This window comes from Nautilia sp. (assembly GCF_053994455.1).
In genome coordinates, this window is sequence record NZ_JBMYAU010000011.1 from 1 (window position 1) to 15,247 (window position 15,247).

The following is a 15,247-nucleotide window of genomic DNA, read 5'->3' on the forward strand; positions in this document are numbered from 1 at the left end:
CACCTGCGGCGGCAACCCCAAGAATTATCCAATCAAATTTTACAAAGCTCATATAAGTTAAGAATGCCGCAAATGTTGAAAACGGAATTACAAAACTAAGGGTTACAGCCAGTTTTTTGGCGTCAAACCCGAGCAGAATCATTATAGGCATTAAAAGCGCTCCGCCTCCGATTCCGAGCAGTCCGCTTATAAATCCCACAATCGCTCCTATAAGCACCATAACCCACTGTTTGTTGTAGTGGAATTTCTGCTCTTTTTTACCAAAAAGTATCATACTTCCGCTGAAAAATAAAAACAGAGCAAAAAACCATTTTACTTCATGAACGGGTATTTGTTTTGAATACATAGCCCCAACCGGTGCAAAAGCCGCAAGTGAAACGGCAAGCGGCAGGGCGAATTTGATATCCAAAACCTTTCTTTTAATATTCATAATTGTAGCCGTTACGGTTGTGGAAGTGTTTACAAAAAGTCCTATCGCTTTTGAAAAGTTAAAATCAATTCCCATCCAGTGCAAAACAGGAATTAAAGCAACGGCGCTTCCCACGCCTCCGAGAGCGAAAAATGCGCTTAAAACGGTTGCAATTATAAATATTTCAAAATAAAACATTTTTTATTCCTTTTATTAAAATAAAAAAGGGGAAATTAATTTTCAAGGAATTTTTTAGCTTCCCCGCCTTTTAATTTTTTCATAAGTTCAAGCAGCCCCTCTTCAAGAAATTTCGCATTAAATCCTTTTTCTCTTAAATACATTGCCGCAAAAGGTGAGCGGTTGTTTCCTGGACATGCGGTTACTATTACTTTGTCTTTCGGGAGTTTGTCAAGATTTGCTTCAAGCTCGTTTGCCGCAATATCCGTTGCGAATTTAACTTCCCATACCTTTTTTTCAAACGGCATTCTTATATCCACCAAAACGGCTTTATCTTCTTTGTAAAGTTTTAAAAATTCTTCCAAATTTATTTTAATTTCTTTATTTCCCGCAGGCGTTGCGTATTTGAGCATATGTTCTCCTTTTTTGTTGAAATTATAGTTTTTTACGGTTAATACAATGTGAAGAAAAGAGTCAGTTTTCCTCTTTTCTTCTCGGATCCGTGGAATAAGCGAACATAGGCACGTATACAAGGGTTAAAAACGTTCCTATTAAAAGCCCGCCGATTGCAACGTCGGCAATAGGTGAGAGTCTCTCAAGCCCGATAGCCTGTTCGAGTGCGATGGGAATCATTCCGGCGATGGTACCGAACGCCGTCATCATAACGGGACGGAATCTGATTTTAATAGCCGCAACGGCGCTTTCAAACGGTGCGATTCCCTGATGTTCGTACTCTTTATAAAAGTCTATTAAAAGTACGGCGTTTTTGATAATGATACCGAAAAGCAGCAACAATCCCACCATACTCGGCATACACGAAGGTTTGTTTGCTATTAAAAGTCCCCACATACCTCCGATCATAGAAAGCGGAAGCACCACTATCATAATGAGTGAAAGTCTGAGTGAACGGTAAACGACCATAAGCGTCAGAATAAGAACGATTACACCGATCACCACGGCTTTAATGAGCCTTGAAAAGGCATTGTTTAACTCTTTCATATCCCCTGACTGGTGATAATTCATAATACCGTGTTCGTGAAGCAGTTTATCGGCGTCGTCGGTGATTTTGCTGATTGCCCTTTTTTCCCTGTATCCCTGGGCTTCTATCGAGTATTCAAGGTCGTTTCTTTCGATTTTGCTGTAAGTGAAATGCGTTTTTATTTTCGCAAGCTCGCTTAAAGGCACCGTTCCCGTTTTTGTTGTTATAGGCAGCATTTTAAGGGTTTGCAGGTTTTTGGAATAATCGCCTAAAAATCTCACCCTTACAAACTGTACGTTCATTGAAGCGAGCGAACTTGAAATTGAAGCCGCCTGATCTTTTATCGCAATCTGGGAAACGATGGCAGCAGGTGTCAAACCGTAACTCAGCGCTTTGTTTTTGTCTATAATAATTTCGGCTTCAAGGAAGTCTTTGTCCCAGCTGATCATCGTGGTTGTGAGGCCTTTGATGTTTTTTATTATATTTTCCGCTTCTCTCGCCTTTTGAGGCAGGTTTTCGTAATTTTCGCTTCTGAACTCAATTGCCAAAGGTGCGTTGATTGTGGAAAGCGCAGTGGCTCCGTAATCAAACACCGCAAGGTTTTTAATACCTTCTATTTTTGCAAGTTTGTCTCTTACTTCTTTTTCAAGCTGCCATATTGTTTTTTTTCTGTGAAACCTGTCAACGGCTATAATGGTCATGCCCACGCTGTTTCCGCCTCCGTTTCCGCTGATTGATAAAACCCCCTGTTCCGTTCCTATTGCAATTGAGCTTTTTTCAAGCCACGGCTGATTATTGAGCCACTTAAGGAACGGTTTGAGTCTTTTAGCCGTTTCGTCGGCATTGAGGTTTGATGAAAACTCGATTTTTGCTTTCATAATACCGGTATCCATCGGAGGCATAACGTCTCTTCCGATTGTCGGGACTATGTTTTTCATTGTCATTGCAAGCACTATAACCGCACCGGCTATTAATAAAAATCTTCTGAAAATTTTAAATTTCCCGTTTGAAAATTTGAGAATTCCTATATACGGGGTTATAAGTTTAGCGATTGTATTTTGATACAGAGTTTCAAAGAATTTTTCAAATTTTGTTTTGTTTGTTCCGTTTTTATAGAGATATTCGGAAAGTTTGGGTATGAACGTTACGGATAAAAACCAGCTGATCAGCAGCGCCACTATTAACGTTTCAATTAACGGTCTGAATATTTTTTCGGGATATCCTCCTACGAACATCAACGGGAAAATAATTGCAATTGTGGATATGGTTCCCGCAAATACGGGCATAAGCACTTCTTTTGTTCCGTTGTAAATGGCGGTTTTGAGCTCCTCGCCGGATTCTATGTGCCGTTCGATGTTTTCAAGAACGACGACGGCGTCGTCGGTGAGCATACCGAGCGCAAGGATAATGGCGGTGTAAATAATAATGTTCAGTTCACCCCCGGTGAGGTATAAAAACGCCAAAACACCGAAAAACACCATGGGGATGGAGATTGCCGCAGCCGCAAGCGCCCTCAGGTTGGCAAGGAAAAACAGTAAAACTATCAATGTAAAAGTTATAGCGTCACGCAAAGCTTCTATCATATTGATATTTGCCGTTTCGACAAGGTTTCTTTGAGTGTCCGAAACGCTTACTTTGATATTCGGATATTCACGCTGAATTTTTTTCATCATCTCTCTTGCGGCGTCGCTTGTTGCAAGAAGGTTTCCGCCCGGGGCCCTTTGAACAGATACGGCTATTGAAGGCGTGTTGTTTCCTATATATGCGCTGTTATTTGTTTTATAGCTCCACTTTACTTCCGCAATGTCGGAAAGTCTGAGATTCGGTTTGATAAAAAGGTTTTTGAGTTTTTTAATATCGCTTTCGTTTCCGTAAAAAGTAAGTGTTAAAAACGAATCTTTACTTTTAATAAAGCCTATGGGAAGGTCGATATTTGACGTTTTGAGAACTTTTATGAAATTATCCAGGCTCAGGCCGTATTTTTCCATTTTTAATGGATCGATTTTAATCATAATGGAGCTTTGGTATCCCCCGAAAATTTCCACGTTACCGATGTTTTTATCGCTGAGAAGTTTCGGTTTTATAAAGCTGTCGGCTATTTTTCTTATTTCTTCAAGGGTTATTGAGCCGTTTTTGGGACTCAGTGAGAACACGTCCACAGGAGCGGTAAACGCACCCACTATATAAATAGCAGGAGTCGATCCTTCGGGCAGTTTCCCTTTGATTCTGTTGAGTGCGTTGCTCACATCCACCGCTGCCGACTGGAGCGTTTTTTTATAGTCGAATATTACATGCACTATTGAAAAGTTGGCAACGTTTGTGGATTTTATCTCATAGATATTGCTAAGCGTTGCCATCTCTTCTTCTATCGGTTTGGACACGGTTGTCGCCACCACGTTTGCGGGGGCTCCGGGCACCTGGGTGAATATTACCACTTCCGGTCTGTTTGAATCCGGAAAGAGGTTTTTTGGCATTTTTATAAGTCCGATGATTCCGAATACGAACATACCGAGTATAATCGCAAACAGAAAATGCGTTCTTTTATGAAAAAACTCAAACATTTTTATCCTTTGGTATATTAGTTATTTGTATATTTGTCATTAGCATATTGGTGTTTAATTTTTCATTCTCCATTCTCAATTCTCCATTCTCAATTCTCCATTCTCAATTCTCCATTCTCAATTCTTACGGGGTATCCCGCTTTTATTCTGAGCAGAATATCCGGTTTTGCCACTATTACGGGGCTTGTTATATTTTGATTTATAAGGGCGTATTTTTCTCCCTGGGCGAGTATTTTTACCTCTTTTATGTAGGTTTTGCCGTCGTTTACCGTGAATACGTAGTTTTTACCGTTAACCGTCAGAATTGCGTCGTAAGGCAAAAACACGCCTTTTCCGCTGTATTCGACCACTTTAATGTTTACTTTTTCCCCGTTAAGAAGTGTCGGGTCGTTTACTTCGGCTTTGAATGTTTTTAGCGAATTAAACGTATTGTTTAAAGGTTTAAGGTCGTAAATTTTACCTTTGTATACGATTTGTTTATAATCTTTCGGAAGTATGATAAACAGGTAATTTCCATCTTTAGGCGTAATTTTAAGTATCGGTTTGCCCGTAAACGCTATGTCGTTTTTGTTTAGCATTTTTGCACTGACTACACCGTTGATAGGCGATTTTAACGTTGTATACGAGAGATTGTTTAAAACCGCCTGTCTGTTTGCGTACAGGGCTTTTAATGAGTTTTTATCGGCTTTGATCTGTGCTTTTAATGTAGCTATTTTGCTCTCTTCGTTCTGGTACTGCTCTATGGAGGCCATTTTTACATCAAGGAGTTTTTTTGTTCTTTCATGGGTGGCTTTCAGATTGCCGAGGTTGATTTTTTCGGCCGTTATTTTGTTTTTAACGGAATTTATTTGGGAATTTATCTCTTTAAGTTTCGCGTTCAGATCCGTGCTGTCTATTTTTGCCACGGTCTCGCCTTTTTTCACTATGTCGCCTAAATTTTTTACGTATAAGATTTTACCGGCGAATTTTGTGTTGATTAACACCTCTTTGTCGTTTTTTACAGTGGCTATGTAAGGCAGGGTCAGCGTTTTGCTTTCGATTTTAGGGGTGAGTGTTTTTACAACTATAGCGATTTGCTGTGCGGGCGGGAGTTTTTCATTCGCCGCCTGTCTTTTTTTGATAAGTCTCATACCGCTTAGGGCTAAAACTGCCGCAAGTATTATCGGGATTACGATTTTTAATATTTTCATTTGAACACCTTTTTAAGATTTTTTCCGTAGATTAACGCTTTTTGTGCGATTAGTGTGTTTTTCAGTGCGATCAGGTTTGCAAGGTTCGCTTTTTCTTTTGCAAGGTCGTCTTCGTATTTTAAATATTCGTCGACGGTCATCGTGTTTAGTTTAAACGCCGTTTTGGCACCTTTTAAAAGTTCCTCTTTTAACGATATCGATTCTTTTGTTGAGAGAAGCTGTTTTTTGATTTCTTTTAGGGATGCGTTTATATAATTTATCTGCGCGCTTAAATCCTTTAACGTTTTTTGGATTTCAAGTGATGTTTTAGACGCTTGAATTTTGGCTTTTTGGATTTCGGAGTTGTTTTTTTTGTCGAATATGTCCCATGTAACGTATATTCCCGCGCTTGCAAAATCTTCGGTTATATAGCTGCCGGTATTGTAGGCTTTTGCGTAAGCCCTGTAACCCTGGATTTTCAGTATGACTTTCGGGAGATGCGCGTCTTTTTTTATTTTTATGTTGAAAGAATCGGATTTCAGTTTTTCTTTAAGCGGTTTTACCGCGAAAAATTCGCTTTTTTCGATTTTATTTGAGGTAAGTTTGACAGGCGAATCGATTTCGCTCATTGTTAACGTATAAATTTTGGATTTCATATCCTCTATTTTGGTCTGGATTTGCGAAATTTTGTTTTTGACGGCTATTAGGGAGTCTTTAAGCCTTAGGAGTTTAAATTCCGGAATTCTTCCCGCATCGACCCCCGCTTTTATTGCTTCGTACGTGGTTTGAACCGATTTTTCCTGGGAAAGCAGGGCGTTTTTAAGCGCAAAGAGATAATTGAAATTGCTTATATAAATTATTAGAGCGCTCTGCCTTTTAAGTAGGTTGATTTTCGCCTGATATTTAGTTGCGTTAAGCAGATGTTGCATTTTCTTTTTACTGTCGTAAATTTCTTTGATAAAAACAGGCATCGATATGTTAAATCCTAATTTGTAAATATTTCTTGAAAACGGAAGGCTGCCGCCTGTCGTCATTATTTTCGTACTTTCGGTCGGGGGCAGGGGAACCATACTTGCGGGTGTGGAGAAATGTTCGGCCCCGGCCGTAAGAGTGAGTTTCGGATAAAGGGAATATGTTACGCTTTTTTTGTTCGTTTTCATCTCTTTAATCATTAAACTGTCGAGTTTCGTATCCGGAATGTATTCGATTTTCGAGAGCAGGGAATCTATAGTGGCTGCGTTTAAAAGAATCGATGATGTCAATATTATTGAAAATTTTTTCATTTGTGTGCCTTTATGTAATGTATTACCGCCTTGTATATTTCCTCCGTAATGTTAAAATCCTTTTCGAGTCTGTCTTTTTGCAGGATTCCGCTTATTTTTTCCCTTACTTTCAGCGTGTTTGCGTATGTCGTAAATGTGGATATCACCATTGTCTGAATAAAAAACGGATTGAGGTTTGTATGTTTTAAAATCAGTGTTAGGTGTTTTAATGTCTTTGATATGACTTTTAGCGTATCGTCACTAAGGTGGGCGGCTTCGCTGGTTATTTCCTTTGAAAAAAGCTTTGCGACACACGGGTTTTTTATAAAAAAGTTTCCGAGTTTGAAGATGTATTCTTTAAGGTTTTCTTCTAAAGAATCTTTTAATTCGAATTCGAGTTTTGAAAATTTTTCAGTAAAAATTTCATTATATAAAGCTTTTTTGTTTTTGAAATGGTAATAAATCGCCGGTTTTGTTATTCCGATCCGGTTTGCCACCTCTTCGAGGGATGTGTTTTCATACCCTTTGGTTGCAAAAAGCTTAAGAGCCGTTTTTAAAATTTCTTCTTTGGTCGCCATTCTTATCCTTACTTACTGGTCGGTAAGTGAAATTGTAATACTTTTTTGATAAAATAGCAAGAAAAAAGGCGGAAAATGAAAAAAATTTTTTCGGTTTTGTTGCTGTTTGTGTTTGTATCCGCATCGGACAGCACCGGTTTGAACGATAAAATCTCTCAGCTGAGGGCGGCTTTGCAACAGCTTGAAAAAAGGGTCGATTCACAGGAGAAAAGAATTCGAAAACTTGAAAAGGCGCTGAATATCCAGCAAAAGGAAATCGTCAAAAGCAGTGAAAAGGTAAAAAAAGAGATAGCGGCGAAGCTTGCGGTTAAAAACTGTAACAATATAAAAATAACCTCCCTTAAATACACCTACCATAACGAGGTTTTGCCTTATTACGATTTAAGCGTTACTTTTAAAAACGGATATCCTAAAAAAATCGTATTTTTAGAAGGGGATCTTGTTGCGGAAGACGGGGACGGTGTGAAAATACTTAACGATTTTGTAAAAAGGAAAATATCAATTCCGTCGGGGAAAAGCGTTACCGTTGAAAAAACGCATCAGTTGAATTCCGATTTGGAAAAATATTTAAAAGACGAAAAACCCGAAAATTTAAAAATATATTTCGACTTAATAAGGGCGGAATTTGCCGACGGTACTGTTTTGGAGTGCAATTAACATTCGACTTTTTCGTTTAATATTTTAAGTTCCCGGCAGCTGAATCCCGCTTTCAGCCTTGCCGCCACGTTTAAATCCTTTTTTTTCCAGTCTATGAAAAAACCGTCGACTATTTTAAAATATGTTTCAACCGGTTCAAGCCCCTCTCTTTTGCATTCCCACTTGAACCATTTATCGCCTTTTTGAACGTGGGGTATTTCTTCTTTTAAAATAATGAGGAGCGCGTCGATTACCTCCTGTGCAAACGGATCGTTTGTTTTTGAGAGCCTGTTTATTATTTTTTCGTTTGCGTCGAGTCCCCCCGCTTCGTACCATCTCGGAATTATTGCCATTCTCGATAGAAGATCTGGGGTTTTTCGGGAAGCTTCGAACAGTGAGGCGTGAACGGGGAAATCCCCGTATTTATAGCCCGTTTTTTCAAGCAGGGCGTTTATTGTTTTAAAATGCCTTATTTCATCCTCTGCGACTTCAAGCCAGTCGAAATAAAACTCTTCAGGCAGGTTCGGGAATCTGTAACACGCATCTAAGGCAAGATCTATGGCGCTGTATTCTATATGGACTATTGCATGAAGAAGCACCGCCTTTTTTTCGTCCGTTTCAAAGCCTCTTCTTCTCGGAACCCGTGCGGGATGGACTATTTCACAGAAATCTGCGTAACTCGGTTTTTCGAAAATTTTAGGTTTTTCATCCGATTTAAAATCTAAATTGTCTTTTTTATTCCACAATTCATTATAAAACATATCGAATTTTTCATTTATATTGCCGCACTGAATTATTTTTTCTAAATTTTTATAAAAAGACATCTTTTTTTCCTTTTTTGTGCTACAATTCTCAAAAGCGTTATATTCCGGTATATATAACCGTAACGGATTGTTTAATTATATCATTAAAGGCAAAAAATGTTAATCGATAAATTTAACCGTAAAATAGACTATATCAGGGTGTCGGTTACGAGCAGGTGCAATTTCAGGTGTCTTTACTGTATGCCTAACACACCTTTTGAATGGGAACCGCACGAAAATATTTTGAGATACGAAGAAATGTTCGAGTTTTTGCGTCTTGCAATCGACGAAGGCGTTAACAAAATAAGAATTACGGGCGGGGAGCCCCTGCTCAGAAAGGATCTCGATGTTTTTGTCAAAATGCTGCACGATTACAAACCCGAACTCGATCTCGCCCTTACCACAAACGGATATTATCTTAAAGAGTACGCCAAAAAACTGAAAAAAGCGGGACTTAAGCGGGTGAATATGTCGCTTGATTCCCTAAAGCCGAAAACAGCCGCAAAAATCGCTCAAAAAGAAATGCTTGAAAAAGTTTTGGAAGGTTTGGATGAGGCTTTAAAAGCTGGGCTTAAGGTAAAACTCAACACGGTGGTTATGCAGGGTATAAACGACGGGGAAATTGTGGATCTTCTGGATTTTGCGAAATCTAAAGGTGTTACGATAAGGTTTATAGAATTTATGGAAAACGAAAGGGCGTATCCCGGAATCAAGAGGGTGGATTCACAGGAGATACTTGATAAAATCGCCGAAAAATATAAATTTAAAGAACTTCCTAAAGACAACAGCGCAAGCAGGTATTTCGAAACGGACGGGGGGTATGTTTTCGGAATAATAGAGCCCCACAGCGAGGATTTCTGTAAAAGCTGCAACCGTATACGCCTTACGGCGGAAGGGTATCTGATTCCGTGTCTTTTTTTTACGGAAAGCTATAATATAAAAGAAGCCCTCAGAAAAGGCGATATAAACAGGGCTGCGGAAATTTTAAAAGAAGTGGTGGCAAATAAACCCGAAAAAAACGACTGGCAGGAAGAGGAAGTTTCAACAAGGGCGTTTTGGGAAACGGGAGGGTGATTTAATGGAATCAAATGAAAAGTGAAAAGTGGAAAATGTAAATAATATAAATCCAAATAACTAATACACCAATAACAAATAACCAATATACCTACATCAAAAGGAGGGGAATGGAAGAAATTAAAAAAGCCGCAAAAGCGATAAAGGAAGCCGAATATCTTTTAATAACGGCCGGGGCTGGGATAGGGGTTGACAGCGGATTGCCTGATTTCAGGGGAAATGAAGGGTTTTGGAAGGCGTATCCGGTTGCTAAAAAGCTCGGACTTAATTTTCAGGCGCTGGCAAATCCGAGATGGTTTGATATAAATCCACGCCTTGCATGGGCGTTTTACGGACACAGGCTGAATATGTACAGAAATACAGTTCCTCACGAAGGTTTTAATATACTTCTTAATATGCCCCATAAAAAGTTCGTGTTTACTTCCAATGTAGACGGACAGTTTCAAAAAGCAGGGTTTAGCGAAATGAAAATTGCGGAGATTCACGGAAGCATTCATTATCTTCAGTGCAGCGAACCCTGCGGTGATACGATATGGGAAAATAACGAAATTATAGATGTTGACGAAGAAAAATTCGAGGCATGCAATATTCCGGCGTGCAGGGTGTGTAAAAAAACCGCAAGACCTAATATTTTAATGTTCAGCGATTTGAGGTTCGTAAACAAAAGAGTGGACTTGCAGCTTGCAAGATTCGAGTACTGGCTCTCGCAAATTGACGGCAAACTTGTTATAATTGAGATTGGAGCGGGAACGGCCGTGCCTACCGTCAGAATGACGAGTGAAAAAATAAGGCGCAGTTTCGACTCCGTATTAATCAGAATAAATCCCCTTGAAGCCGAAGGTGCCGATATTAGGATAAAAAAAGGAGCGCTCGAAGCTTTAAGAGAGATTAAAAAATATTATTAAAGGTTAAAAATGAAAAAATTTTTTTTGGGAATGTTAATTGGTGTATACGCTTTTGCTTTTAACGCAAACACGACATATACGTGCAAAACACTCGGTATAAGTTTTGCCGATAAAAACGGTAAAATGGTAAACGTGCCGAATACGTCGAAAACCGCTGATAAGATGAAAAATATTTTAAAACAGCTTTATACCGTTAAAATAAAACCGGTGTCAAAAGGAATGGAAATTTATGTCGGGGACAAAAAGGAGCTGTTGGGGTATGTGAAAAAAGTTAAAAAAAATATAAATTTATACAAAACAGAAGCCGGCGACGTTTATCTTTTGACGGATGAAAACGCTTCGCAGATAGGTGTTAACATTCCTTCACAGAAAATGATTATTTATTATCAGTGTAAATGAGATTGTTTGTTTACGGCAGTCTGAAACGAAACAAAAGGCTTCATTACTATCTCAAAAACGCTTCTTTTTTGGGATATGCCGAAACGTTGAAAAAATATCCCCTTGTAATCTCCGAAAACGGCTGGTATCCTTATCTGCTTGAAAAATCTGGATGCGGTTTTTACATTAAAGGAGAACTTTATGAAATTAATTACAATCTTTTAAAAAAACTCGACAGACTTGAAGAGGTTCCCCATTGCTACCGCCGCAGGAAGATATATGTTAAAATCGGTTCGAAAAGCACCCGGGCGTTTACTTATTTTTTTGCAAAAGAGAAAAAATTTTTGAAAAAAGAGCTGATTAAAGAGTTTTAGTTTATATAAAGTTTAATTTAATTAAATAAAATTAAAATAAAAAAGGCGGAGATGAAAAGGAAAATTTTAATTGTTGAGGACGATGTAAGCCTTAATGAAACGGTTAAGGATTTTTTGGATATGAGCGGGTTTGAGACTCTGAGCGTTTTTGACGGCGAAAGCGCGGTAAACGAAGCTTATGAAAAACATTACGATTTAATACTCTTAGACGTTAAGCTTCCGAAAAAAAACGGTTTTGAGGCTGCCCACGAAATAAGGGGGTTTACGGATGTTCCGATAATTTTTATAACCTCCCTCAGTGACGAAAAGGATGTTGAAAACGGTTTTTTAAGCGGCGGGGACGATTATATAAGAAAGCCGTTTTCTCTTAAAGAGCTTAAATTCAGAATCGACGCCGTTTTAAGAAGAATATACGGAAACATCGAAAAAGTGGATTTGGGAGACGGCTTTGTTTTTGACGTTAATAATTTGGAACTGATAAAAAACGGAAAACCCGTACACCTTAAAACGAAAGTGGCGAGGCTTTTGAACCTGTTTGTAAAACACAAGGGGGAGGTGCTTAGCAAGGAGAAAATTTTCGGCGAAATATACGATTTTGACGAAACGCCGAATGAGGCGTCTTTAAGAACGTTTGTAAAAACGCTCAGAAACGTTTTAGGAAACGAAAAAATAAAAACCGTAAAAGAAGTGGGGTATAAATTTGTCTGCTGAAAAAGAGAGTTTAAGACGTTTTATTTTTGTATATGTGATTTCCACCCTTTTTTTGGTCGGTATAGGGGAGTGGATTTATTATAAATCGGCCGTTCATAAAATATACGACGAGGAATCAAATTACGTTTTAAACGAACTGAAATTGGCAATGCCTCAGAGTATGTTCGGATTCAGGTTTTTTAACAACAAAAGCGATATTAACATTTCTATTTACAGAAACGGCGTTTTAATGTACGGGAAGGACGTAAAAATAAAACCCCGGGAATGCTGGATTGAAAACAAAACGATTTACTGTCATTACGAGCTTCCGAGACGTTGGGGGAAAATAGAGTTCGTAGGATTTAAGCCGTTTGACTACGGACCGATAAAGAGGTTGAAAAGGGAGCTTTTCATATTTAACGCCGTTATTTTTGTATTTATAGTTTTTATAGCGTATGTATTGGGAAAAATGTTTTTAAGGCCCGTAAAAGAGGCGATTTTATCGCTTGAAAATTTTATCCGGGACGCAACCCACGAAATGAACACCCCCATAAGCATAATAAACACCAATATAGAGATGCTCGAAATGAAAGACGTAAATTTAAAAGAATTTGAAAGAATCAGGTTTGCCGCCGAAAGGCTTGAAAAGATATTTAAAGATCTGACGTTCATAAAACTGAACCATAAAATTAAAAACAAAAATTTTCAAAATGTCGATTTGAAAGGGCTTATATGCGAAAGACTCGGAATATTCGAAACCATATCCGAAAAAAAGGGTGTGAAAGTAGTAAAAAGGTGTGAAAATCTTACGGTAAAAGCCGACAGGGATGATATCGTAAGGATAGTCGACAATCTTCTTTCGAACGCTTTTAAATACGCGCCGTCCGGTTCGGAGGTGAGGGTAGTTCTTAACAAAAACAGGTTTTCGGTGCTTAATAAGGGAAAAATAAAAAACGTAAAAAAAATAACGGACAAGTTTTACCGTGAAAACGAAAGCGAAGGCGGGTTTGGGCTCGGACTTTATATAGTGAAAAAAATCTGTGAAAGTTACGGATATAAACTTAATATAAAAAACGAAAACGGATTTGTGAAAATATCCGTTGAATTTAAATAGAACATTCCTTGAGAGTAGGCAGCTCAATTTTTAATTTTTTAATTTCATCCAAAGCGGCTTTTTTAAAACCTTCAACCTTTTTGACTGAATAAAGAACTTTTTTACCGTCCCTTTTTGAATCTAAAAATCCGGCTTCTTTCAGTATTTTAAGATGCCTTGAGAGGCGGGACTGAAGCATTTCAAAACTTGCTTCAAGCTCGCATACGCATTTTTCCTTGTGCATAAGCAGAAATTTTAATATTTTTATTCTCGTTTCGTCTTTAAGGGCGGATACGGTTTTTAAAAACTCATCCATTTTCAGCCTTTAAATATCTTTTTTATGTTTTTAGCGGTATTTATAAAAGTTATACTCCACATAAAAAATAATAGCCAAAAAATTCCAAATCCCAAAATATCTATTATTTCAATATTCAAAGTTTTTGATATCAGATGAGTAGAAGCCGTAAAAGCTCCAAGCGGGAATATAAACGCCCACCATGCCATTGAGTAGTTAAGCTCATGTTTTTTAATGTATCTTATCGTCATTATTATTGACATTACAAGCCACCAAAGCCCGAATCCCCAAAAAAGCAATGCAAAAACGTAAAACGGCTCTTTAACGGTTATAAATGACGTTTTTGAAACTATGTTTATCAAAGCTATATTTCCAGCGCCGATAGGACCTAGGTTAATCCATACCGTAGGTGCCACTTTTCCCGGAAGCGGAGAGTGAAGGATTAGTCTGTAAATGATGATTGCCAAAAGTGCGAGATAGAGAAAGAATCCTCCTCCCCATCCCAAAACATTTATCAAAGTAATAATTTCCTGATAAATTCCCGTATTTAAAGGCTCAAAAAACGCTCCGGCTATAGGGATTACAATAAGTCCCACAGGCGGAATATACCATCCCGGATTGATATGATGAATTTCGATATTTTCATGGCAAAACATTATAAAAGAGATTAAAAAAGCAAAAAATATGGTAAGCAGAGCCCCGGCGAGCCAGAAAATTTCGCCTAATTTAATATTGTTGAAAATGATGATAAATCCTCCCGCAATTACCAGCATTGCCACGGCTATTGTAGGATAAAACGCGGAAATTACGGGATGAAAAAGGTCTTTTTTAGCGTCTTCGAAAAATAAAAACCACCTTAGTGTCCAAAAAACCAAAAAAACAAAAAACATACCTACATTAAAATAAAAAAGCATTTTTGAAACGGAAAGCAAAACAGGCAGATATCCGCTGAAAAGCTTACAGCTTACGGCAAGTATTCCCGTACCCATAATACTCGCAAACCATGACGGTGCGAAATTTTTAATGTAATCCATAAACAACCTCCTCTTTTTTTTGTATTATATCACTAAATTATAAACATATCAAGATAATTTGATATAAGTTAATAGATTTGTTTAATTTTTATTTGTTATTGGTAGATTGGTTATTGGAGTTAGTTAGGGTTGTTAGAGTTAATTAAGATTATATTTTTTATTTTTTTGTTCTGAATATTCTACTATTCACTGTTTAGTTTTTACTTTTCGCTAGAAAAATACCGTTAAAAATATAAGTTTATATTCAGTTTATATTTGTTTTTTATAATTTCAGTGTTAATAAAAAAAACATAAAGGAGATCAAATGAAAAGATTAGCTATAGCAGCATTGGTTGCGGCAAGTTTATTTGGATTTAATTCAATTAATGGGGCACCTGCTAACAGTCAGAATGCAAATACACAGACATATTATAATACACCTGTGTTAAAAGGTAAAGTTGTAAAAGCTTATGTCCAACCGGGATATGGTGTAAGAGGTTATGATTGGCTTTTTATGGATGTGGATGCAGGTAACGGTAAAATTTATAAAGTTGGAATTGCACCGACATTTATAATTTCAAATCTTCCCATTAATGAAGGTGATGAAGTTGAGGTAAGAGGGGTGACTCCATCTAATTGGCCTGATGATTCAATAAGAGCATGGGACATAAACGATTTAACACAAAAAAAAGATTATCCTATAACCGGAACTGCCAGAGGCTGGGGCAGAGGTCCGGGTTGGAGATGGAGATAATAAAATGGAAAACAAAGATATTTACAAAATCATTCTTTTGATTTTTCTTTTTTTTCTTTTAATGCCGGTATTTAGGTTTTTAATTTTTAAGCTGTTC

The 15,247-nt window shown here is 37.8% G+C and carries 17 protein-coding genes; 8 read left to right on the forward strand and 9 right to left on the reverse strand.

Features of this window, described 5'->3' with window-relative positions:
• The 6 genes from ACXJIE_RS00580 to ACXJIE_RS00605 all read right to left on the reverse strand — a co-directional run.
• Window positions 1-607, reverse strand: a 607-nt coding sequence (locus ACXJIE_RS00580) for a sulfite exporter TauE/SafE family protein (RefSeq protein ID WP_456479037.1), incomplete at its 3' end; no start/stop codon positions are given.
• Between the two features lie 35 nt (window positions 608-642).
• Window positions 643-999 (reverse strand): rhodanese-like domain-containing protein, encoded by a 357-nt coding sequence (locus ACXJIE_RS00585; RefSeq protein ID WP_456479038.1) that lies wholly within the window; start codon window positions 997-999, stop codon window positions 643-645.
• Between the two features lie 61 nt (window positions 1,000-1,060).
• Window positions 1,061-4,126, reverse strand: coding sequence for an efflux RND transporter permease subunit (locus ACXJIE_RS00590; protein WP_456479039.1), 3,066 nt, complete (start codon window positions 4,124-4,126; stop codon window positions 1,061-1,063).
• An 89-nt stretch (window positions 4,127-4,215) separates the two neighbouring features.
• On the reverse strand, window positions 4,216-5,316 hold the full coding sequence (locus tag ACXJIE_RS00595) for an efflux RND transporter periplasmic adaptor subunit (RefSeq protein WP_456479040.1): 1,101 nt from the start codon (window positions 5,314-5,316) through the stop codon (window positions 4,216-4,218).
• Window positions 5,313-6,578 carry a TolC family protein gene (locus ACXJIE_RS00600; RefSeq protein WP_456479041.1) on the reverse strand — a complete coding sequence of 422 codons (1,266 nt, stop codon included), beginning with the start codon at window positions 6,576-6,578 and terminating at the stop codon, window positions 5,313-5,315. Before ACXJIE_RS00600 ends, ACXJIE_RS00595 begins: the two co-directional genes overlap by 4 nt.
• Entirely contained in the window at window positions 6,575-7,135 is a 561-nt protein-coding gene (locus ACXJIE_RS00605; protein WP_456479042.1) for a TetR/AcrR family transcriptional regulator, read from the reverse strand. Before ACXJIE_RS00605 ends, ACXJIE_RS00600 begins: the two co-directional genes overlap by 4 nt.
• Window positions 7,136-7,210: 75 nt before the next feature.
• Between ACXJIE_RS00605 and ACXJIE_RS00610 the strand changes: the two genes are divergently transcribed.
• A complete protein-coding gene (locus ACXJIE_RS00610) occupies window positions 7,211-7,792 on the forward strand; it encodes a hypothetical protein (RefSeq protein ID WP_456479043.1) in 582 nt (193 codons plus the stop codon).
• On the opposite strand, the gene ACXJIE_RS00615 is transcribed toward ACXJIE_RS00610, so the two are convergent.
• Window positions 7,789-8,595: a ferritin-like domain-containing protein gene (locus tag ACXJIE_RS00615; RefSeq protein ID WP_456479044.1), complete on the reverse strand. Its 807-nt coding sequence runs from the start codon at window positions 8,593-8,595 to the stop codon at window positions 7,789-7,791. The genes ACXJIE_RS00610 and ACXJIE_RS00615 overlap by 4 nt on opposite strands.
• Before the next feature lie 96 nt (window positions 8,596-8,691).
• Between ACXJIE_RS00615 and moaA the strand changes: the two genes are divergently transcribed.
• The 6 genes from moaA to ACXJIE_RS00645 all read left to right on the forward strand — a co-directional run bounded on the left by moaA (window position 8,692) and on the right by ACXJIE_RS00645 (window position 13,109).
• The gene (gene moaA / locus ACXJIE_RS00620; protein ID WP_456479045.1) at window positions 8,692-9,648 is read left to right on the forward strand and encodes a GTP 3',8-cyclase MoaA; all 957 of its coding nucleotides are present in this window, start codon (window positions 8,692-8,694) and stop codon (window positions 9,646-9,648) included.
• 110 nt (window positions 9,649-9,758) lie between these two features.
• A complete protein-coding gene (locus tag ACXJIE_RS00625) occupies window positions 9,759-10,553 on the forward strand; it encodes an SIR2 family NAD-dependent protein deacylase (RefSeq protein WP_456479046.1) in 795 nt (264 codons plus the stop codon).
• 9 nt (window positions 10,554-10,562) lie between these two features.
• Complete coding sequence (locus ACXJIE_RS00630; RefSeq protein WP_456479047.1) at window positions 10,563-10,952, forward strand: hypothetical protein; 390 nt, start codon at window positions 10,563-10,565, stop codon at window positions 10,950-10,952.
• Window positions 10,949-11,305 (forward strand): gamma-glutamylcyclotransferase family protein, encoded by a 357-nt coding sequence (locus ACXJIE_RS00635; protein WP_456479048.1) that lies wholly within the window; start codon window positions 10,949-10,951, stop codon window positions 11,303-11,305. Before ACXJIE_RS00630 ends, ACXJIE_RS00635 begins: the two co-directional genes overlap by 4 nt.
• 51 nt (window positions 11,306-11,356) lie before the next feature.
• Window positions 11,357-12,016 carry a response regulator transcription factor gene (locus tag ACXJIE_RS00640; RefSeq protein ID WP_456479049.1) on the forward strand — a complete coding sequence of 220 codons (660 nt, stop codon included), beginning with the start codon at window positions 11,357-11,359 and terminating at the stop codon, window positions 12,014-12,016.
• Window positions 12,006-13,109, forward strand: coding sequence for a sensor histidine kinase (locus ACXJIE_RS00645; protein ID WP_456479050.1), 1,104 nt, complete (start codon window positions 12,006-12,008; stop codon window positions 13,107-13,109). The genes ACXJIE_RS00640 and ACXJIE_RS00645 overlap by 11 nt, the downstream gene beginning before the upstream one ends.
• On the opposite strand, the gene ACXJIE_RS00650 is transcribed toward ACXJIE_RS00645, so the two are convergent.
• Together ACXJIE_RS00650 and ACXJIE_RS00655 are read right to left on the reverse strand one after the other, a co-directional pair.
• Window positions 13,102-13,404: an ArsR/SmtB family transcription factor gene (locus ACXJIE_RS00650; protein ID WP_456479051.1), complete on the reverse strand. Its 303-nt coding sequence runs from the start codon at window positions 13,402-13,404 to the stop codon at window positions 13,102-13,104. The genes ACXJIE_RS00645 and ACXJIE_RS00650 overlap by 8 nt on opposite strands.
• 2 nt (window positions 13,405-13,406) lie before the next feature.
• Window positions 13,407-14,417 (reverse strand): TDT family transporter, encoded by a 1,011-nt coding sequence (locus ACXJIE_RS00655; protein WP_456479052.1) that lies wholly within the window; start codon window positions 14,415-14,417, stop codon window positions 13,407-13,409.
• 304 nt (window positions 14,418-14,721) lie between these two features.
• On the opposite strand from ACXJIE_RS00655, the gene ACXJIE_RS00660 reads away from it, so the two are divergent.
• Window positions 14,722-15,150, forward strand: a complete 429-nt coding sequence (locus tag ACXJIE_RS00660; protein ID WP_456479053.1) for a hypothetical protein — start codon at window positions 14,722-14,724, stop codon at window positions 15,148-15,150.
• The last annotated feature ends 97 nt before the right edge of the window (window positions 15,151-15,247 follow it).